The 18,802-nt window shown below is 34.1% G+C and carries 20 protein-coding genes; 6 read left to right on the top strand and 14 right to left on the bottom strand.

Annotated elements, in window-relative coordinates; translation table 11 throughout:
* Positions 1-72: 72 nt before the first annotated feature.
* Positions 73-996, bottom strand: a complete 924-nt coding sequence (locus tag N4A35_13370) for an SRPBCC family protein (protein ID MCT4582398.1) — start codon at positions 994-996, stop codon at positions 73-75.
* A gap of 88 nt (positions 997-1,084) precedes the next feature.
* Between N4A35_13370 and N4A35_13365 the strand changes: the two genes are divergently transcribed.
* Complete coding sequence (locus N4A35_13365) at positions 1,085-1,780, top strand: phytanoyl-CoA dioxygenase family protein (protein MCT4582397.1); 696 nt, start codon at positions 1,085-1,087, stop codon at positions 1,778-1,780.
* Positions 1,781-1,946: 166 nt separating this feature from the next.
* A complete protein-coding gene (locus tag N4A35_13360; GenBank protein MCT4582396.1) occupies positions 1,947-3,485 on the top strand; it encodes a PglZ domain-containing protein in 1,539 nt (512 codons plus the stop codon).
* A gap of 43 nt (positions 3,486-3,528) precedes the next feature.
* Here the strand turns inward: N4A35_13360 and N4A35_13355 are convergent, their stop codons facing one another.
* From N4A35_13355 to cyoE, 9 genes are all read right to left on the bottom strand, one after another.
* Positions 3,529-4,617, bottom strand: a complete 1,089-nt coding sequence (locus N4A35_13355; GenBank protein MCT4582395.1) for an acyl-CoA desaturase — start codon at positions 4,615-4,617, stop codon at positions 3,529-3,531.
* A gap of 72 nt (positions 4,618-4,689) precedes the next feature.
* Positions 4,690-5,145, bottom strand: coding sequence for a DUF1569 domain-containing protein (locus N4A35_13350; protein ID MCT4582394.1), 456 nt, complete (start codon positions 5,143-5,145; stop codon positions 4,690-4,692).
* An 11-nt stretch (positions 5,146-5,156) separates the two neighbouring features.
* Positions 5,157-5,696 (bottom strand): DUF420 domain-containing protein, encoded by a 540-nt coding sequence (locus N4A35_13345; protein MCT4582393.1) that lies wholly within the window; start codon positions 5,694-5,696, stop codon positions 5,157-5,159.
* 56 nt (positions 5,697-5,752) lie between these two features.
* On the bottom strand, positions 5,753-6,364 hold the full coding sequence (locus N4A35_13340) for an SCO family protein (protein ID MCT4582392.1): 612 nt from the start codon (positions 6,362-6,364) through the stop codon (positions 5,753-5,755).
* Positions 6,364-7,032 carry a hypothetical protein gene (locus N4A35_13335; GenBank protein ID MCT4582391.1) on the bottom strand — a complete coding sequence of 223 codons (669 nt, stop codon included), beginning with the start codon at positions 7,030-7,032 and terminating at the stop codon, positions 6,364-6,366. The genes N4A35_13340 and N4A35_13335 overlap by 1 nt, the downstream gene beginning before the upstream one ends.
* Positions 7,033-7,036: 4 nt before the next feature.
* Positions 7,037-7,453 (bottom strand): cytochrome C oxidase subunit IV family protein, encoded by a 417-nt coding sequence (locus N4A35_13330; protein ID MCT4582390.1) that lies wholly within the window; start codon positions 7,451-7,453, stop codon positions 7,037-7,039.
* 42 nt (positions 7,454-7,495) lie between these two features.
* Positions 7,496-8,197: a cytochrome c oxidase subunit 3 gene (locus tag N4A35_13325; protein MCT4582389.1), complete on the bottom strand. Its 702-nt coding sequence runs from the start codon at positions 8,195-8,197 to the stop codon at positions 7,496-7,498.
* A gap of 27 nt (positions 8,198-8,224) precedes the next feature.
* Positions 8,225-9,487, bottom strand: a complete 1,263-nt coding sequence (locus N4A35_13320; GenBank protein ID MCT4582388.1) for a cytochrome c oxidase subunit 3 — start codon at positions 9,485-9,487, stop codon at positions 8,225-8,227.
* Between the two features lie 5 nt (positions 9,488-9,492).
* Positions 9,493-10,389, bottom strand: a complete 897-nt coding sequence (cyoE, locus tag N4A35_13315) for a heme o synthase (GenBank protein MCT4582387.1) — start codon at positions 10,387-10,389, stop codon at positions 9,493-9,495.
* 168 nt (positions 10,390-10,557) lie between these two features.
* On the opposite strand from cyoE, the gene N4A35_13310 reads away from it, so the two are divergent.
* Positions 10,558-12,450: a hypothetical protein gene (locus N4A35_13310; protein MCT4582386.1), complete on the top strand. Its 1,893-nt coding sequence runs from the start codon at positions 10,558-10,560 to the stop codon at positions 12,448-12,450.
* Positions 12,451-12,457: 7 nt separating this feature from the next.
* On the opposite strand, the gene N4A35_13305 is transcribed toward N4A35_13310, so the two are convergent.
* Positions 12,458-13,462 (bottom strand): WYL domain-containing protein, encoded by a 1,005-nt coding sequence (locus N4A35_13305; protein ID MCT4582385.1) that lies wholly within the window; start codon positions 13,460-13,462, stop codon positions 12,458-12,460.
* Between the two features lie 14 nt (positions 13,463-13,476).
* On the bottom strand, positions 13,477-14,739 hold the full coding sequence (locus N4A35_13300; GenBank protein ID MCT4582384.1) for a TlpA family protein disulfide reductase: 1,263 nt from the start codon (positions 14,737-14,739) through the stop codon (positions 13,477-13,479).
* A 102-nt stretch (positions 14,740-14,841) separates the two neighbouring features.
* On the opposite strand from N4A35_13300, the gene N4A35_13295 reads away from it, so the two are divergent.
* Complete coding sequence (locus N4A35_13295) at positions 14,842-15,375, top strand: sigma-70 family RNA polymerase sigma factor (protein MCT4582383.1); 534 nt, start codon at positions 14,842-14,844, stop codon at positions 15,373-15,375.
* 28 nt (positions 15,376-15,403) lie between these two features.
* The gene (locus N4A35_13290; protein MCT4582382.1) at positions 15,404-16,489 is read left to right on the top strand and encodes a gliding motility-associated C-terminal domain-containing protein; all 1,086 of its coding nucleotides are present in this window, start codon (positions 15,404-15,406) and stop codon (positions 16,487-16,489) included.
* A gap of 23 nt (positions 16,490-16,512) precedes the next feature.
* Here N4A35_13290 and N4A35_13285 read toward each other — a convergent pair whose 3' ends face one another.
* The gene (locus N4A35_13285; protein MCT4582381.1) at positions 16,513-17,706 is read right to left on the bottom strand and encodes a TIGR03862 family flavoprotein; all 1,194 of its coding nucleotides are present in this window, start codon (positions 17,704-17,706) and stop codon (positions 16,513-16,515) included.
* Entirely contained in the window at positions 17,707-18,477 is a 771-nt protein-coding gene (locus N4A35_13280) for an rRNA pseudouridine synthase (GenBank protein MCT4582380.1), read from the bottom strand.
* 92 nt (positions 18,478-18,569) lie between these two features.
* Between N4A35_13280 and N4A35_13275 the strand changes: the two genes are divergently transcribed.
* Entirely contained in the window at positions 18,570-18,710 is a 141-nt protein-coding gene (locus N4A35_13275) for a hypothetical protein (GenBank protein ID MCT4582379.1), read from the top strand.
* The last annotated feature ends 92 nt before the right edge of the window (positions 18,711-18,802 follow it).

Raw genomic sequence — 18,802 nt, 5'->3', positions numbered from 1 at the left:
TTAAACTCTTATATAACAAAAAGGCGGTCGAAATTTCGACCGCCTTTTTGTTATGATAGATGTATTATTAGACTAAGCTATAGGGAATAGTACTTCCGTTTCTAATGCTAATTCATCAGTATCAAATGGGCTATTAATATAATACTCCATAGGGTGTAATTGTTTACTTGGTTTAAAGACCTTACCTCTTTGTCTCATCATTTGCGCTGTCCATGCATTACCAATGTGATGATATGGCCCTGTATGGTGTACAGCATATACTTTAGCCTTTGGATATTCACCAGTGACAAATCCAGCAGGAAGATCTTTTGGAATTTCAGAAACAATTGCACAAGCAGAATAATTCACACGTTGTTTTCTCATATCCCATTTATGATAGATACTCATTGCCTTATCCATTATATCAGCATGGTTATCTCTCATATATGTCATCAATTTTGTAAAATCTCTCTTACTATTCTCTGGCATATCTTGAATTGCACATTCTGTATTAATAGCAATATACTTTGCTCCTTCAAATTGACTAATTCCTTTAAACGATAACTTAGAATGAACAGTCCCGTCTTCTACATAGTCTTTTAACATTTTAAGCCCTCTATCATAATCCATTCCGATGAAATTTTCTGTCATTTTTTTCATCCAAAACAAAAAGAAAGGCAGACTACTATTCATGTACCAAGTTACAAGTGTTTCATCACCTTGTTTTTCTAACTCAAATGCTACTTTTGCTTTGGACTTCCAAGGTTTTAAAAACATTAAATCGTAGTCAATACGAGTAAATTCTTTTTCAGATGCTACAGTCATATTTCCAGCACCTACTAAATCTCCCTCCCACTCATAATACTTTTTATCTGCTCTTACGTTGACTTTTACTCCATCTTCCATAATTAACCATGGAGACCACGGTTGCCATTGACTAAAGTCTGCAACAACACCATATACTTTCTCTGGCGATGCTTTAATTACAATTGATTTTTTTACCGTTAATTTTGGCATAATTCTAAATTTATTTGAGCGAATATAATGAAGTTGATGCATATTCAATTTGTTATTTTATAATTTTATTATTCCAAAGGAGTAAAACATGAATGATCAATTAGCACATAAAGGATATTATATCCTTGATAACATTTATACCGTAAATGAAATAAATACAATTATCCAACTAATTGATCGTTCCTCGCTCGGTAGTAACTTTGGAGAAAGAGAATTTTTAATCAAATATCCTGAAATCACTAAAAAAGTATTCAACAGCAACCTCATACAACTCATCAAGAAAATAGCCCCTAAATGTAACTCTGTTATTAAATCAATCTACTTCGACAAACCTCCCAACGCTAACTGGGTGGTTAACTGGCATCAAGACTTAACGATTAATTTAATGAACAAAGCCAATATCGCTGGATACAAAAATTGGAGAGAAAATAAAGAAAGAGTCATTGTACAACCCGATCAAGAGTTTTTAGAGAGCATCTTTACAATACGTATACATTTAGATAATTGTACACATGAAAATGGAGCCCTAAGTGTTATTGATGGCTCTCACAAAAAGGGGATTATCAACATCAATAATTGGCTTCAAGACAAAAAAGGACCAAAAGTGATTTGCGAAGTTCCTCAAGGAGGAATTCTCATTATGAAACCTCTACTATTACACGCTTCCAAACGAACCAAAAACTTAGAGAATAGAAGAGTTATTCATCTTGAATTTACAGATAAAATGTTACCTGCTCCTCTTGAATGGAAAGAGGCTATTAACATAAACACTTTCAACAGTTGAAACTTTCTAATCGAATTATACAAAGCGAACTAAAAACAATCTTTCATAAATTATCTTAATTTTTACTCAATTAAGAAACTCTTTCTAAAAAAAGACGTTCTATTTTTTTAAATTCAACAACAATAAACCAACTTTTTATTGGTTAACTAATACAAAAACAAAACCTATGGCAAAAATTCTTTGGGCAGACGACGAAATTGACTTACTAAAACCACACATCATGTTCTTAGAAGCTAAAGGACATAACCTCACAACAGTAAACAGTGGTAGCGATGCTGTCGATGAAATTAATGAAAGTAATTTTGATATTGTCTTTCTAGATGAAAACATGCCTGGATTAACAGGTTTGGAGACCTTAGAACAAATTAAAGCTAAACATCCTAGTATTCCTATTGTTATGATTACCAAAAGTGAGGAAGAGTCTATTATGGAAGAAGCAATAGGAGGACGAATTTCTGACTACCTCATTAAGCCTGTTAATCCTAATCAGATCTTACTCTCGATCAAAAAGAATTTAGAGGGGAAACGACTTGTTAGCGAAAAAACAACATCTAGTTATCAGCAAGAATTCCGTCAAATCTCAATGGACTTGCAAGACAGGATGGATGAACAAGAGTGGGCTGAACTGTATAAAAAGATTGTTTATTGGGACTTAGAATTAGCAAAAAGCAATGATGAGAGCATGAAAGAAATTCTCAACATGCAAAAGCGAGAGGCTAATGACTTATTTTCTCGTTTTGTTGAGAAAAACTACCTGAATTGGGTAAATGGAATTGATGCGCCATTGCTTTCTCATCAGCTACTTCAAAAAGAAGTCTTTCCAAAACTAGGTCATAAAACCACTTTTTTGGTGGTCATTGACAATTTAAGGTATGATCAATGGAGGGTATTAAGACCATTGTTAAGAGAATATTTTAATATCGATTCTGAAGACTTATACTATGGCATTTTACCGACTGCTACACAGTATGCTAGAAATGCTTTATTTGCAGGAATGATGCCTGCCGAAATTGCAAAAAAATTGCCACAATACTGGAAAAATGATGAGGATGAAGGAGGAAAGAACTTGTTTGAAAAAGAACTGTTAGCTGAGAATTTAAAACGTCACAACATCAACAAACGATTCAGTTATCATAAAATCACCAATTTAGAAAGCGGTAAAAAGTTAGCAGATAATTTTTCTAATTTGTTACAAAATGACTTTAATGCTATTGTCTATAATTTTGTAGACATGCTCTCTCATGCGAGGACAGACATGGAAGTTATCAGAGAATTAGCTGATGACGAAGCTGCATATCGTTCACTAACATTAAGCTGGTTTGAACACTCTCCGCTATTTGATATTTTTAAATTAATCGCTCAAAACAATTGTGATGTAATCGTTACTACCGACCATGGAACCATTAAGGTGGATGAACCTAGTAAAGTTGTAGGTGACCGTAATACCAATACCAATTTAAGGTATAAGCAAGGGAAAAACCTAACCTATGAAAAGAAAGATGTCTTTGAAGTGAGAAAGCCTGAGGATGCTTTTTTACCCAAACAAAATGTTAGTACAACTTTTGTTTTTGCAAAAGACAGCAAGTTCTTTGTTTATCCTAACAATTATAACCATTACTTAAAATACTACAAACATACGTTCCAACATGGTGGAATCAGTTTAGAAGAGGTACTGATACCGATTGTACACTTAAAGAGTAAATAAAAAAAGCCCTTTCATTAATGAAAGGGCTTTTTAGTTCTATGTTTTATATCTTTCCTAAGCCCAACTTATTCAAAAGCACCACATGGCTTCTCAACGCGCTCCAAAATGAATTTTGAGTATGGTAAGGCAATTGGAACTCTTTGGCTGTTTCTCTTACAATTTTAGAGATTTTACGATAATGAACATGGCAAATATTAGGAAACAAGTGGTGTTCAATTTGAAAGTTAAGCCCACCTATAAACCATGATAATACTCGGTTTTTTTGTGCAAAATTAAGAGTTGTTTTCATTTGGTGAACAGCCCAATTATTTTCCATACTTGAATTTTCATCAACTGTAAAAAAGGCTGTTTCTTCTACAACATGTGCACATTGAAATACAGTAGACAACATCAACCCACAAACAATATGCATAATAACAAACCCTATGATCGTTTGCCACCAAGGTATATTTACAAAAATGAGTGGTAAAGCAAGTAAAACACCAACATATAAAATTTTATTCCCTATTATTCCTAGTAAAGCTTTGTTAAATGTTATTCCTTGTCCTTTCAATAAATCTTTGTTTTTATAACGTTTTATTTGATCAAAATCTTTTACAGAAAACCAATATAACGTCATTATACTATAGAGAATCCAGACATAAAAAACTTGAAAACGGTGAATTTTGTATCGTTTTTGAGAGGGAGCAAGACGTAATAAAGGTTCTAGGTCAATATCTTCATCATGTCCTTGAATATTGGTATAAGAATGATGCAATACATTATGTTGAATTTTCCAATTGATTGATGAGCCTCCAATAAGACTAATCACAAAAGCTATTGCTTGGTTTACTTTCTGATTTTTAGAATACGTTCCATGGTTAGCGTCGTGCATCACTGAAAAACCTATTCCAGCCATTCCTACTCCCATCACTCCCCACAGCAAACCTATTAACCAAATATTTTGAACAACACCTGTTAACATTAAAATCAACGGTAAAAAGTAGATGGTCAACATCACCACTGTTTTTAACTTCATATTAAAGTTAGCATACTTGGTAATTTTATTTTCTTTAAAATAATTATTAACGCGTTTCCGTAATACTTTTACAAATTCAGCATTTTCGGAGTGATTAAATCTAATCGTATTCATAGAGTGTGTATAGTTTAGCCTACAAAGATACTCTAAATTCCCCCAATAAATGTCTCAGAAGTGTTAAATAAACTATGCTCCAAACTGAGCAAAATGATGGTCGATATGCTTGTAAAACATATTGCTCCACTCTTTAGCTGATAGCGGGCCAAAAGAAGCACTTTCTCTCCCCTCAAAATACGCCACGCCTTTTTGTTCTGTTGTTTTCAGGTTTTCAATAAATCTAGACTTTTCATTTTCAAACTCCTTTTCTGAAGTGATTAGAAATGCTGGAGCTGTTCTTGAATTTTTAGCATAGGGCTTATCCCCTACGACAATCTTCTTTACAAATGTTTTTAATAGTATTTTTTGCAGCCAAGAAGTTTTATGAGCCTCTTGGTGATAGGCCATATCGTAAGCTACATTCAAATGCGCTAACATTTGAGCAGCGTTCATTTTACCCCACAATGGTAATGTTTCATGTGAAATTGTAGCTAACCGAGTTAACACTTTTTCTGTTGTAGCAGCTTCAAACGTATTCAATAACATCTGTTTTATTTTTAAACGTAATAAGGTGAAATCATTAAGTAAACCACCACTCCAGTTACTGCAACATATAACCATAGAGGAAAAGCTATTTTTGCTATTTTTTTATGGTTTTTAAAGTGTTTTGACAACGCTCTTACATAAGTAATCAATACTAAAGGAATGATTCCTATAGAGAGTATAATATGCGTAATTAGAATAAAGTAGTACACATATTTAACTGCTCCTTCTCCTCCATACACGGTAGAATCTGAAGTCATGTGATACGCGACATACAACACTAAGAACAAAGATGATAATACCAACGCAAACTGCATTAATCGTTCATGAAGTGTTCTATTACCATTTTTTATTGCTACTACAGCTACCACCAAAGCTACGGCTGTTATTCCATTAATTGTAGCATAAATTGGAGGCAAAAAGGTTAAAGGTCCAACATTTGGAATCTTAATTCCAAATAAAGCTGCCACTGCTAATGGTATCGCAATAGACAACACAACGATTAACTTTTTATATTTTAATTCTTCTGTATTCAGTGTGTTTTCCCCTTTCATTGGATTAATCTTATAATTAAAGTGGTGTAAAATTAATGAGAGTTGGGTAAATATGATTACTCAACACTTAGTGTTTTAACATCTTTTATCAACTTTTCGATTTCCTGTTGTTCAGTTCCATCATAAAAGCCCCGAATTCTTGATTTTTTATCAATTAAAATAAACTTTTCAGAATGCAAAAAACCTCCTGGAGCCAAAGCATCCTCTTGGTTCGGCACTAAATAGCCCTTTACTCCCAATTCATAAATATCTTGCTGAATTCCAGTTACAAAATTCCAATTCTTTGTCTCAATTTTATTATGCTCTGTATACCATTTAAGGCGCTCTACATTGTCATTTTTAGGATCTACTGTGTAAGAGATTATCTTAACATCATAAGCTTTCAACTCTTTTTGCACTTGCTTCATATTTTCAAGCATTGTTGGGCAAATCGAGGGACAGTGACTAAAGAAAAAATCAGCGATATACACTTCACCCTGATAATCGTTTGTTCCTACCATCTTACCATCTTGATTTTCGAAACTCCAGAAAGGGATTGTATGGTAAATCGTATCTTGGTCTACTCCCTCAATAAACTCTTTGGGTCCAAAAATTTCTAACGGCTTATTTTCTGAACAACTGCTTAACAACAAAACAACTGCACTTAATGTCAAAAAGTAATTTCTCATTATTGTTTTTTTTGTCGATCTCTCTGCTCTTTTTCAAGCATGCTAATATCTTTAGTAATACGCATTACCTCATCGGCTAGTGTTGTGACATATTTACCTCTTAAATAACCGTCACGATCCTTTAAAACAGTCATCACATAAGCTTCTCTTTCATAACCATAAATGGTATCTCTTTTACTCCAAGGGTTTCCTTTTTCTAAGTCTAAATCAAAAAAAGGTTGATAATCGCCCTTTACAAAAACCCACTTCTCTTTATCTAACTCCAAATCTTTTCGTAAAGTCTTTACTCTTTCTAGCGCATTTTCTCCAAATATTTGACTCACGATTACAGCATCTTCAAACCCTTTATTCTGTTCAAATTCATCGTAAATAAGATACTTAAAGATCTTAAAGTTAATATTACATCCCTCAAACGGGCAAGTTGACTCTAAAAAGTTAAAGACAACATATTTGTTTTTAAAGCTATTTTCATTGTAGATTTTCCCGTCAATATCTTCAAAAGTATATTGAGGAATATGATAAGGAATGGTGTCATTCCCAACAATGGTTGGTTTACCAAAATAAGGGGTTTGATGGTACTGTTGTTCTCCCATCAAAAAAAAACCAATAAAAAAAGCCGGAAGTCCAAACATTCCGGCAAATAACGCTATACGTTTTATTTTTGACATTTTCTTAATGTTCTGCGTGTCCAGCTTCTTGCTCTACCACCTCTGTTTTTGCATCTCCATGCAACATATCATGCTGATGACCAGCTTCAGTAATTGCTTGGAATATTAAATACGACATAAAAATAAAGTATGGTCCAAACAACATCCATTTAAAACTTTTCTTCTCGTCACCTAAGTGCATAAAAACTAATACAATGTATCCAGCTTTAACAATAGTCATTACAATAAAGCTCCATTTTACGATAGGCCATAAATCTGTACCTTGTTTTATTGTCATTCCCAATCCTACCTCAATAATTGTAATAATTGATAGAATTGCTGTTACTTTCCAAACTGTTTTTCTTATTTGTTTTCCGTGCTCTTCATCATGATTAGCAGCTACAGAATATGAATGGTCTAATATTAAATCGTCTCTTTCCATTTTTTTATGTGTGTTTAAATTAGTTAACAACTAAATATAGTATCAGATTAAGTAGAAGAATGTAAATACAAACACCCATACTAAATCTACAAAGTGCCAATATAAACCTACTTTCTCAACCATTTCAAAGTGTCCTCTATCGTCGTAAGTTCCTTTTACTACTTGAATCAATATAATTAAGTTAATAACTACTCCAGACAGTACGTGAAATCCGTGAAATCCAGTAATAAAGAAAAAGAAGTCAGCAAACTGAGGTGTTAAAGGTGCATACTCATTTTCCAATAAATTAGCTCCATAAATCACTGTATCTCCAATATGTGCTCCATGCTCTGTTCCGTGTATAAAGTGTGCCCACTCCCAAGCTTGAGACCCTACGAAGAAAGCTCCTCCTATTACTGTCAAAGTTAACCACTTGATCACTCCCTTTTTATCTAAACGATGTCCAGCTTCAACCGCTAATACCATTGTTACCGAACTAATAATAAGGATAAATGTCATCAATGCGACATACATCAAAGGATATCCTTCTCCTAAGAAAGGCATTGCATTAAACACTTCCTCTGCGATTGGCCAATCAACTGCTTGGTGACGTGCGTAACCATAAGCTGTTAATAATGCTCCAAATGTTAATGCATCTGAAAGCAAGAAAAACCACATCATTTGCTTTCCATAAGAAATTCTAAAAGGAGAGCCATTTCCTCCCCAAAGCGTTGCTCCATCAACTTTTTCTGTGTGTGCTGCCATTGTTATTTTTTTATAATCGGTGCAAGTTTAATGAATATATTGTAAAAATACGAATAAATAGACCCATAATGCACCTAAAAAGTGCCAAAAAATTCCACCTACAACTAATCCTAACTGATTTTCTTTATTATATATTCCTTTTATAGCGCGAATAAAAAGCGCTAAAATAACGATCAGACCTACTATTAAGTGTAAAAAATGGATAATCGTTAAAATCCATACATACGAACTTGCTACATTTCCAGTTTGATAAAACTCTCCATATTGAATTGTATTTAATTCTTGTCTTAATTGGGTCCATTCTCCATTTTTAAGATGTACCTGAATCCCTTTGTTTAGGTCGATGTATGTTTCGAAATTAGCTAAATCTACTTCCTGATCATCCAAGTAGACTTTCCCTTTACTAATAACATACTCTTTCCCACCTTGAAAAACAGATTTTTTGATTCGTTTAATCTCATCTGCAGTTAAGGTTCTTTCTGGAAAATAAAGTTTTCTATTTTCAAAATCCAACTTTTCTCCATTCAAATTAATCGAAAAATCTTCTCCATACTTTCCTTTTAACATAAAGAATGGCATATCATGATAAACACCAAAAGAAAATTTAAATAATTCATTTCGCTGAGAGAAAGTTAAAGAGTCTCCTCCTAAAAAAGCTTTCCCCTCTCTAAACTCTACCGTTTTACCCTGTGCTATATTTTGAACCGTATAGGGATTTCCATAATTCTCAATGCGATAAGGTACATCTCTTACTGCTAACTCTTCTTTACAAATTTGATACGAAAAGTTTTTTAATTCATTTACTTCAGCTGTAGACAATTCTTCTCCCTCCAAAAAATAAGCATACCCATCATGAGTAATTTCTTTTCCGTTTTTCAGAATAGTATACTGATTCCCATAAGATCCGTAATCAAAAAAGATTTTGTCAGCAATATAATTTCCATCGGCCACTAACTGCCCCCATCCTTTGAATTGTGAAACAGAAAAAACGATTCCCAGTACAAAAGTAACACCCACCAATGCTACCACTGCTTTTTTATTATCTTTTTTTGCAAAAAACAAGGCTAAGAATAAGGTGATACTACTTGCTATAATTACAATAGTACTCAATGTAAATGCCTCGGGAAGTTTGATATCCACCCAAAACTTATCCATCATACTTACAAAAACAGCACTGGTAAACCCAGCATATAGCATTATGCTAGCAATAATCCCTACCCAAACAATTTGTTTAGCAACTTTTTGATACTCCTTTTTAGGCATCGAACGCTTTACAACATCTTTCATCATCTCTATTACGATATTTTAGTGAGTAAATACACAATTTGAATTAAAGGCAGATAATAAAAAGAAGCAAACATAATCTTTTTAGCATATTCCATCTCTAATGTCAAGTATAGACGAATAGAAGCCATAAACATTGGAAAAACCAATATTATTGACAAAGGAACAGAATAGATATTGCACAAACCAATTAAATATGGTGCAGCTCCAACAGGGAGCAACATCGCTGTATAGATAAAGATTTGAAATGCACTTGCCTTATTTCTTCCTCCGAGTGTAGGAAGCATTTTAAATCCTGCTTTTAAATAATCATCATTTAATTTCCAAGCTATTGCCCAAAAATGTGGGAACTGCCAAAAGAATTGTACAGCAAACAATATTCCTGCTTCCAAGCCAAAATCAGCGGTAGCTGCTACATACCCCAACATTGGAGGAAAACTTCCTGGAATTGCTCCAACAAAAACTGCTAAGGGCGTTTTGGTCTTTATTGGTGTATAGGCTAACACATATAACACCATGGCTAAAACACCTAATAAAGCACACAATACATTGATCATAAAAAGAGCCCCTACTCCTATTCCCCCTACGACAAAAGAAAACACCAAAGCTTCCTTAACGGTTAATCTACCACTTGGCAATGGCCTTTTCTGAGTACGATCCATGATCTTGTCTAAATCACGCTCGATAATTTGATTAAAAGCATTTGAAGCCCCTGTAACAAAAGCCCCTCCAATTGACAACCAAACTAACACCAAATAATCTATTTCACCTGGAGCAATCATATACCCCAAAATTGCCGAATAGATTACAAGAGACGACAAACGCAATTTCATTAACTCTGTATATGCCTTTATCTTATCTCCCATAGTTCTGTTTGAAAATGTCCTATTTATTTCGTACTGACTCATGATTTTCGGGGGCAAAGATAATGAAGTTGTTTCAAAGTGCGTCTTAATAGATTAAAAATAATTGAACCAATTACTTAAAACAACTTTACACTCCATAAAACTATGACTTTTTTTAGTACCTTTGTCTACTACTACTGCCTTATAGACAAGGACATTAAAAGCTGAACAATGACTACTATCTTTAAATTCTTTTTTGCTTTTATTTTGGTGTTAAATGGTTCTGTTTATGCTCAAGATCATTCTAATTTCAGTGATCAAATAGAGCAGTTATTAAACGAGAACCTTGACAGCGCACGAAGTGTACTCCTTAAGGCAGAAAAAACAACAGCAAAAAACAACCATCATAAATTAGGTGAAATCTATCATTTTATAGGGGTTGCAGAAAAAAGACTTCATAAAAAATATAAAGCCCTAGAATATTTCAACCTTAGTTTAGCGCAAAAAAAGCTCGTTAATGACCAAGAATCTATTTCAAAAACGTTAAACCTAATAGGAACCATTCACCATGAGAGCAGGGCTATAGACGAGGCCTTAGATTTTTATTTAAAAGCAATCTCTCTTTTAAAAGAAGACTCCACATCCGTTCACCAAACTTCTCCAAGATTAAACATTGCAAGACTCTACATAGACCTAAACGAATTTGAAAAAGCTAAAGCCGAACTGGTCCAAACCGAATATTTCATTACCCTAAACAAAGACACTGCCGAAACTCCTATCGTTGAGAATTTGTGGGGAATGTTATACCAAAATGCCAACCAACTTGATTCTGCAAAAGTGCATTACCAAAAATCTCTTGATTACAACCTGAAATACGGCTCTAAAACTTCTCTAGCCAACAGTTTCAATAATATGGCTATCATTTATTTCTATGAAAACAAAACTCCCACTTCTTATAACTTCTTTAAAAAGGCCTATACACTTCGAAAAGAAGCTAAAGACACCATTGCTCAACTTGCCAGTCTCAGCAATCTAGGAGACTTTCACCAAGAGCTCAACACTCTAGATAGTGCTTTATACTTTTATCAAAAAGGCCTACAACTCTCCTTAAAAAAAGGTGCTGATATTGACACCAGAGATTTCTATTATAGCATGAGTACTATTTATGAAAAACTTAACCAAAAGACACTTGCCTTATCCTATTACAAAAACTATATCAACTATTATCAAAAAGCTGAAAAAAACAAAAGCATTAAACGACTAGAGGAGTTAGAGGCTAAATATCAATTTAAACAACAAGAAAACAAACTTCAAAACTCTAGAAAGACCAATTTAGAACTTATTACCGCAAACAAAGCAGTGGAAAAAGAACGACAAAAAGCAAAAGATTTAAACACCTTACTACTTATACTTACTATTCTTCTTGGAATAACTGTGTTAAGCATATCTTATATCCTTTATACCAACAAAAAATTATCTAGAAACTTAAAGGAAACCGCCATAAGTAAAGAAGAAAAAGTAACACTTATTAAGGAAATTCATCACAGGGTAAAAAACAACTTACAGATTATCACAAGCCTACTAAGACTCCAAGCCTATACAATTGAAGATGAGAAATCTGCATCTTATTTTGTTGATTGTGAAAAAAGAGTAGCTGCCATGGCCCTCGTTCATGAAAAACTATATAAAAGCAATAACTTTAGCGCTATTAATTTAGCAGAATACATCGACGAACTTGTTAGAAATCTTATTGCTTCTTATGCCTCTAATTACTTGGTTATAAAAAAGACAAACATAGAAGTCGAAGAATTAGATTTAGACACTATTATTCCAGTAAGTTTAATCATCAACGAATGTATAACCAACTCTTTTAAGCATGGGTATACTCCAGAAAAGGAGGAATTCTCTATCACCTGTAACATTACCATTAAAAACAAAAAATTCATTCATTTATACATCGGCGACAATGGTAAAGGATTCCCTCAAGGTTTTTCTCTAAAAAGCAGTAATTCTTTAGGAGTTGAGCTCATAGAGTCCCTTATCGACCAAATTGATGGCACAGTAGAGATCATTAACGAAAACGGTGCCTACTACAACATTTTATTTCCACTAAAGAAGAAATAGATTAATCCTAATACTGATTCACTACTTTTTGAGCAACAGTTTTGATTTCATTGATCAATTCTTGAGGCTCAAGGACCAGGACCTCTTCTCCAAAACTTAATAATTGCATTCTCAATTCGTAAGTTAATAATAAATGGTAGGTAAATATATAACTCCCATTTTCTTCTCCTACAAACTCTTGTGAATGATGCAACGGCTGAGACAGCAAATACTTAGACAACACCTCATTGGTCGCTATCTTTAAATTAACCGGCAATTGATCGCTAGTGGTAATACCAATAGCATGCTTAAAAAAACGATCGGCAGAGAAATCTGAAGCTCTTTTAAACTTTAAAGACAATAACTCCAAATCATATACCCTATCCAAACCAAACGTTAGCATTTTATCTTTTAATTCACTCTTTCCTATCAAATACCAACGGTTTCTATACTCTTTTAATAAATAAGGGTGTACTCTTCTTATTTTAGCGACTTTGCTCTGAAAACTTTGGTATCCAAACTGAACAACACGATTGGTTTTTATAGCCTCCAAAATCTTTTCTAAATGTTCATTTCCCTCTATGCTGTGTGCAGTTTCAAACTGTACAAACTTATCAATAGCAACATCTTGAACATCTTTTGCAATCGTTACACGATTAACGATTTTGTCAATTGCTGCCTCAAATTGACTAAATAAACTGGTGTGCTTAAACTGACTTAAAATATTTGCCGCTACTTTTATAGCATCTACATCTGTATCAGACAAAGGCATTTGATCCAACGAATAATTTTCTTCACTATAATAATACCCTTTCTCTAACCGACTATAACAGATGGGCGCGTCGTGTTCAACGCGCATATATCTCAAATCCTTTTCAATTGTAGAATCACAAATATGCACTGCATCTGTTCCAAACAACTCTTCTTCGCAAGCCTGTCTTAATTCCTCTTTACTAGGGAAAGGCCGCGCAGAATTTCTAATACAACGATCTATAATACGATACCTTTGAAATGCACTTTTATTAACAGCCATATTCTTCTCTCATTTTATTCACTTAACAACTGTTCTAAAAACGCTTTGGTAGACTTCACATAATTTAAATAATAAGTTCCTGTACTCGGCCCATAGAACCCAGTATGAATCTTTCTTATCTGACCTGTCTTATCAATAAATATGGCCGTAGGAAAAGATAAAACACTTTCTAAAGCTGGTAACACTTGCTGTGCCTCAACCTTACTTGCTTTTCCTCCTATTGCATAGTCGTAACCTGCATTGAAATACTTTTTCATCGCCTGTACTCTAGCTTTTTTATCTTCAAGCGCTTCAGGTTTTTCAAAAGCTACAGCAATGACCTCTAATCCTTGATCGTGATAGGTTTCGTAAAACTGAGTAAACAATGCAGTCTCATCCATACAATTTGGACACCATGATCCCATAACCTGAATAATCACAACCTTATCATTATAAGCAGTACTAGGATAAACAATAGGTTCTCCTCCATCAACTGAAGGCAAACTAAAAGCAAGTGTCTCCCCTATTTTTAATCGTGTTAAAGAATCAGGATTAGACAATTCAAACCCCTCATTTTTTAAAGCACGCCAAGGTTCCTGATGATGTTTTCCTGAATAAAACGTTCCATGCATTGTATCTTGACTCAACTGGGCCTCAAACAGAAAAGCATGTGCACCATCAAAACAAGACAGCAACAAGGAATCATTTCTTACAACCCCCTCTAAAAAACGATAATCCCCTGTTTCAGTTAAAAATGTTCCCGACACATAGTCATTTCCTTTTTCAAATAAGCCCACAGCTTTATACTCCTCTCTTGATCCTGAACTAAAATCCACTTCCCACTTACCATCTACATTAATATATTTATCTTGATTGGCGACTTCAAATCGCGCTCTATCTTCCCCTAAGTAATGACCAACAAAATGCATTTCATAATCCTTACCCTTTGCATAATTATTCCACTTTCCATCCAATCCATCTCCTTGTTTTGAAAATGTAAATTTTGAATCAAAAATTGGCATTTCTATAACATAATCAGCCCCCTCTTCAGTTATAACAGCTCCCAATTTTTCTTTCCCGTTAATAAAGTAAACAGAATCCCCATAGACCCCCATTAGAAAAGGAATACTTTTAAGACTATCAATGACTAAACTTCCTTTCCAATAACCATTTTTTAAATAAAACTCAGATGCTTTCGCTGTAGGTTCCTCAACTAAGACTTCACTTTCTTCTATTTCTTTACACCCTAACAACACCAACGTCATCAGAAGCAAAACACCTCTTAACACCATATTCATTTCCCTTTTAAAAACGAGCAATTTATACTAAATTAGGCAAATATATAAAACAAATGCAACCTTTATTTTAATTTTAAAGTCTTAACTAACAGAATAGCGTATATGACAAATGAGCAATTAATTGAAAACTGTTTAGAAGGCAATGCTCGTGCTCAAAAAATGCTTTTTGAAAAATTTGGCCCAAAATTGTTAGGAGTCTGCTACAGATATGCCAACAACCAAGATGAAGCACAAGATTTACTGCAAGATGGGTTCATTAAGATCTTTGAAAAACTTGACAAATATTCTGGCATTGGTTCTTTTGAAGGATGGATGCGAAGAATTATTGTTAATACTGCTTTAGATAATATTAGAAAGAATAAAAAATTCCAACTTCATACCGACATTGATGAAACGGGATTTAAGATTCCTAGTAATGATTTTATTGAAGAACGTTTAGCTGCTGAAGATTTAATCAAAATACTACAAAGTATTCCTATAGGCTATAAAACCATTTTTAATTTATATGCCATAGAGGGGTACTCTCATAAAGAAATCGCTGAACAATTAAACATTACAACTAGTACTTCTAAATCGCAATATTCAAGGGCCAAAGCTTTGCTTAGAGAAAAAATAACAAAGCTTAACTTAAAATAAAAAACACCCAAAAGGTGAAACAACAAAAATGAACAACAAAAAATACAACATAGAAGAAGTTTTTAAATCTGAGTTAGAAGATTTTGAAATGGAGGTTCCTCAAAATGCATGGGGAAACATTAGTCAAAAAATCCCTTCTGCCACTAGTACAACCACTACTGGATCAATACTTGGAGGCCAAACTCTTTTAATCGCTGCATCTAGTATATTGGTTGTAGCCACAATTGCTTTTATATCTATTGCTCAACTTCCTAAAGAAGCCAATCCTCCTCAAGAAACTCAAACACAAAAAAACGAAAACACAGCTACTCCACATTCAAATACAACAAAAAAAGCTGAAAAACATATAGCATCCATTCCTACAAGTGCAACAGAAAAGAAAGATCCAGTTATAGAAAAGCACTTTGCTGAAGAAGAATTAAAAGAAAAGGATAAAAAATACATCATACAACCTAACATTCCACCTACTATAGAACAACAGGTAGAAGCACCTAAGGGAAAACCAGCCTTAAACTCACCAATCCCCGAGAAAGAGTTGGTTACCCCTCCTGCCCCACCTGTCAACAACATTGAAATCATTGAGGTTGAAACAACCCAACTCATTGCTAACATATCCGCATCTCCAATTGGAGGGCCAGCACCACTGGTTGTTGAATTCACCCACGATTGCGAAAATGCCACTACAAATTGGGAATTCGAAAATGGCAACACCAGTTCCCAACCAACAACGACCTACACTTTTGAAAAAGCTGGTCAATATGAAGTAACCTTAACAGTTAAAGACAAAAACGGAAACACAACCAAAGACACCAAAGTCATTACAGTATCACCTACCAGTAGCATTACCAATATCCCCAATATTTTCACCCCAAACAATGATAACATCAACGATTATTTTACGGTTCAACACGAACATATAGCCACATTTAATTTATACATATATAATAAACAAGGGGTTTTAATTTTTGAAACTCAAGACATCACTACCGGATGGGATGGTTACAACAACTACAACGAAGAATCTCCTGCCCAAGATTACATATACATTATCAGAGCTACGGGGATTGACGGTAAACAATTTGAAGAAAAAGGAATCATTAAGCTAGCTAGATAATTTAACTGAGCATATTGAATACATTAAGAATAACGGTTATTGCAACAAGTAGCAACAGCGTTGGCCATAGCAAAGCACCCTTGCAGCAAAAAGCCTCCTGTTGGCGCATCCCAGTCTACCATTTCTCCAATGGTAAAAACACGAGAAGACACCTTTAAACTATAATCAGCATTTAAACTCTCTATAGCCACCCCTCCAACTGTGGAGATAGCTTCCTCTATTGGTCGCAAAGACAACACTGGTATAGGCAGAGCTTTCAATGATTTCACAAACAATTCGTGATTAAAATAAGCTTCTCTGGAAACATAATGTTTTAACAATGATTTTTCCATCGTTCCAAGTTTGAGTTTTTTTGCAAAGTTACTTGCATTAGTAAACCTCACTTTATCCAACAATTCCTCTTCAGAGTTATTAGGCTTTAAATCCAATAACAAAACAGGAGTTTCTCCTTTATTGAGCACAGCCCTTACTTGCTTAACAATAGGGTAAATTGCATTTCCCTCCAACCCATAACTCGTTATTAAAGCTTCTCCCTTTTTGCTCATCCCAGCCACTTTAACTTCAATATTTTTTAGAGGTTTACCCTCATGATGGACTAAAAAACTTTCAGGCCAATCGACATTCACCCCACAATTTGAAGCCTGAAAAGGAGAAACTACAACCCCCAACTCCTTTAACATAGTACTCCACAAACCATCAGACCCTGTTTTTGCCCATGAAGCACCTCCCAAAGCCAAAACACAATAATCAAATACTATGCTTTTTTGTTTTTCCTGATCAAATTGAAAAACAAGCTCTCGATCCTTTATTTGCAAAAGTTTATGTTGTTTAAAGACAGAAACACCCTTTGCGTTCAAAGCATCAACAAGTACTTTTAAGACTTCAGCTGGCTTTATTCCTTGCTTTGGAAAAACTCGATTACTGGACCCTACATAAGTAGCCACACCTAAGCGTTCCAACAAACTTCTTAAGTCGTTTGCATTAAATTCGTTCAACGCTGTTTCTAAAAACCCAGTTGGGCTATACGCTTCTATTAAAGCTGGTTGATCTGCATTATTGGTTAAATTAAACCCTCCTTTTCCTGCAACTAAAAATTTTCTTCCTAAAGTTCTCTCCTTTTCAAAAAGAAGCACCTCATAACTCTCAGAAAGCAACAAAGCAGTCATTATTCCTGCCGCTCCACCTCCTACAATTGCTATAACTTTTTTCTTTTTCAACTATTTTTTAGCGCTGTTTTTACTGGTCATTTTTAAAAACCCCACTTCTTTCTTTGTCAATTCTCTATACTTTCCACGTGTAATCATATCTTTTTTGATTCCAGCAAAAGCAATTCGATCTAGTTTTTTCACCTCATAACCAACATGCTCAAACATACGTCTAACAATTCTGTTTTTTCCAGAATGCAAGGTTACAATCACTACTTTTTGGTTATTTCCTTTATTTCCATAATCAGCCTTATCAAACTTAGACCATCCATCTTCAAGTTCAACTCCTTTTTGTAGTTTTTTCAGATCCTCTCCAGTAACTCCTTTATCCAACTCTACATGGTAGGTTTTCATTACATTATAACTGGGATGCGTCAATCGTTTAGCCAAATGTCCGTCATTAGTCAAAATCAACAATCCCGTTGTATTCCGATCTAAGCGTCCTACAGGATAAATTCTTTCAGAGCAAGCTCCCTCCATAATATCCATCACTGTTCTCCTTCCATGGGGATCATCTGCTGTAGTGATACAGTCTTTGGGTTTATTCAAAATAAAATACTTAAAGCGCTGCCTACTCAATGTCTTCCGCTTATATTTTACAACATCTCCACCTTGAACCTTAAATCCCATTTCAACAACAACTTTCCCATTAACAGAAATATCTCCTGCTGCAATTAATTTATCGGCCTCACGTCTAGAGCAAACCCCTGCATCTGCTATATACTTGTTTAACCTCACTCCTATAGGCTCTTTTGAACTAACTTCTTTCTTATTATTCCTCATAATGAATTACAAAAATACAATTTTATAATGGATTTGTTTTTTTTTGGCACAGCATTTGTAAAAAGATTATCAAACTTAAAAAATTAACTGTCATGAACGATTTAAAAACACAATTAAACACCCTTAAAGCGCTAGCAAAAGAACTAATGAAAATAGGTAACCTACAAGAATACTTCCTTGTAATAAAAAAGGCTAACTCTATCGAACAACAACTACAATTAGTAAAAATCTAATGTATACTTAACATAAAATTAATACTAAAAGCACTAACTTAGCAACCTGAATATATTTTAAGCGTCTAGACAATGTTTTTAAGACCAATAAG

The organism is Flavobacteriales bacterium (genome assembly GCA_025210295.1).
In the GTDB taxonomy this organism is placed as follows: domain Bacteria; phylum Bacteroidota; class Bacteroidia; order Flavobacteriales_D; family Parvicellaceae; genus S010-51.
The sequence above is the reverse complement of the archived record's forward strand: the minus strand, read 5'-3'. Positions and strand labels throughout refer to the sequence as shown.

What these genes read in the sequence shown, in the direction of transcription:
- N4A35_13345 (MCT4582393.1), bottom strand. Translation starts at nt 5,696, where the DNA reads ATGAAAGGGGAAAACACACTGAATACAGAAGAATTAAAATATAAAAAG.
- N4A35_13290 (MCT4582382.1), top strand. Translation starts at nt 15,404, where the DNA reads ATGAACAACAAAAAATACAACATAGAAGAAGTTTTTAAATCTGAGTTA.
- N4A35_13365 (MCT4582397.1), top strand. Translation starts at nt 1,085, where the DNA reads ATGAATGATCAATTAGCACATAAAGGATATTATATCCTTGATAACATT.
- N4A35_13370 (MCT4582398.1), bottom strand. Translation starts at nt 996, where the DNA reads ATGCCAAAATTAACGGTAAAAAAATCAATTGTAATTAAAGCATCGCCA.
- N4A35_13305 (MCT4582385.1), bottom strand. Translation starts at nt 13,462, where the DNA reads ATGGCTGTTAATAAAAGTGCATTTCAAAGGTATCGTATTATAGATCGT.
- N4A35_13295 (MCT4582383.1), top strand. Translation starts at nt 14,842, where the DNA reads ATGACAAATGAGCAATTAATTGAAAACTGTTTAGAAGGCAATGCTCGT.
- N4A35_13325 (MCT4582389.1), bottom strand. Translation starts at nt 8,197, where the DNA reads ATGGCAGCACACACAGAAAAAGTTGATGGAGCAACGCTTTGGGGAGGA.
- N4A35_13275 (MCT4582379.1), top strand. Translation starts at nt 18,570, where the DNA reads ATGAACGATTTAAAAACACAATTAAACACCCTTAAAGCGCTAGCAAAA.
- N4A35_13355 (MCT4582395.1), bottom strand. Translation starts at nt 4,617, where the DNA reads ATGAATACGATTAGATTTAATCACTCCGAAAATGCTGAATTTGTAAAA.
- N4A35_13320 (MCT4582388.1), bottom strand. Translation starts at nt 9,487, where the DNA reads ATGATGAAAGATGTTGTAAAGCGTTCGATGCCTAAAAAGGAGTATCAA.
- N4A35_13360 (MCT4582396.1), top strand. Translation starts at nt 1,947, where the DNA reads ATGGCAAAAATTCTTTGGGCAGACGACGAAATTGACTTACTAAAACCA.
- N4A35_13330 (MCT4582390.1), bottom strand. Translation starts at nt 7,453, where the DNA reads ATGGAAAGAGACGATTTAATATTAGACCATTCATATTCTGTAGCTGCT.
- N4A35_13340 (MCT4582392.1), bottom strand. Translation starts at nt 6,364, where the DNA reads ATGAGAAATTACTTTTTGACATTAAGTGCAGTTGTTTTGTTGTTAAGC.
- N4A35_13280 (MCT4582380.1), bottom strand. Translation starts at nt 18,477, where the DNA reads ATGAGGAATAATAAGAAAGAAGTTAGTTCAAAAGAGCCTATAGGAGTG.
- N4A35_13300 (MCT4582384.1), bottom strand. Translation starts at nt 14,739, where the DNA reads ATGAATATGGTGTTAAGAGGTGTTTTGCTTCTGATGACGTTGGTGTTG.
- cyoE (MCT4582387.1), bottom strand. Translation starts at nt 10,389, where the DNA reads ATGAGTCAGTACGAAATAAATAGGACATTTTCAAACAGAACTATGGGA.
- N4A35_13350 (MCT4582394.1), bottom strand. Translation starts at nt 5,145, where the DNA reads ATGTTATTGAATACGTTTGAAGCTGCTACAACAGAAAAAGTGTTAACT.
- N4A35_13335 (MCT4582391.1), bottom strand. Translation starts at nt 7,032, where the DNA reads ATGTCAAAAATAAAACGTATAGCGTTATTTGCCGGAATGTTTGGACTT.
- N4A35_13310 (MCT4582386.1), top strand. Translation starts at nt 10,558, where the DNA reads ATGACTACTATCTTTAAATTCTTTTTTGCTTTTATTTTGGTGTTAAAT.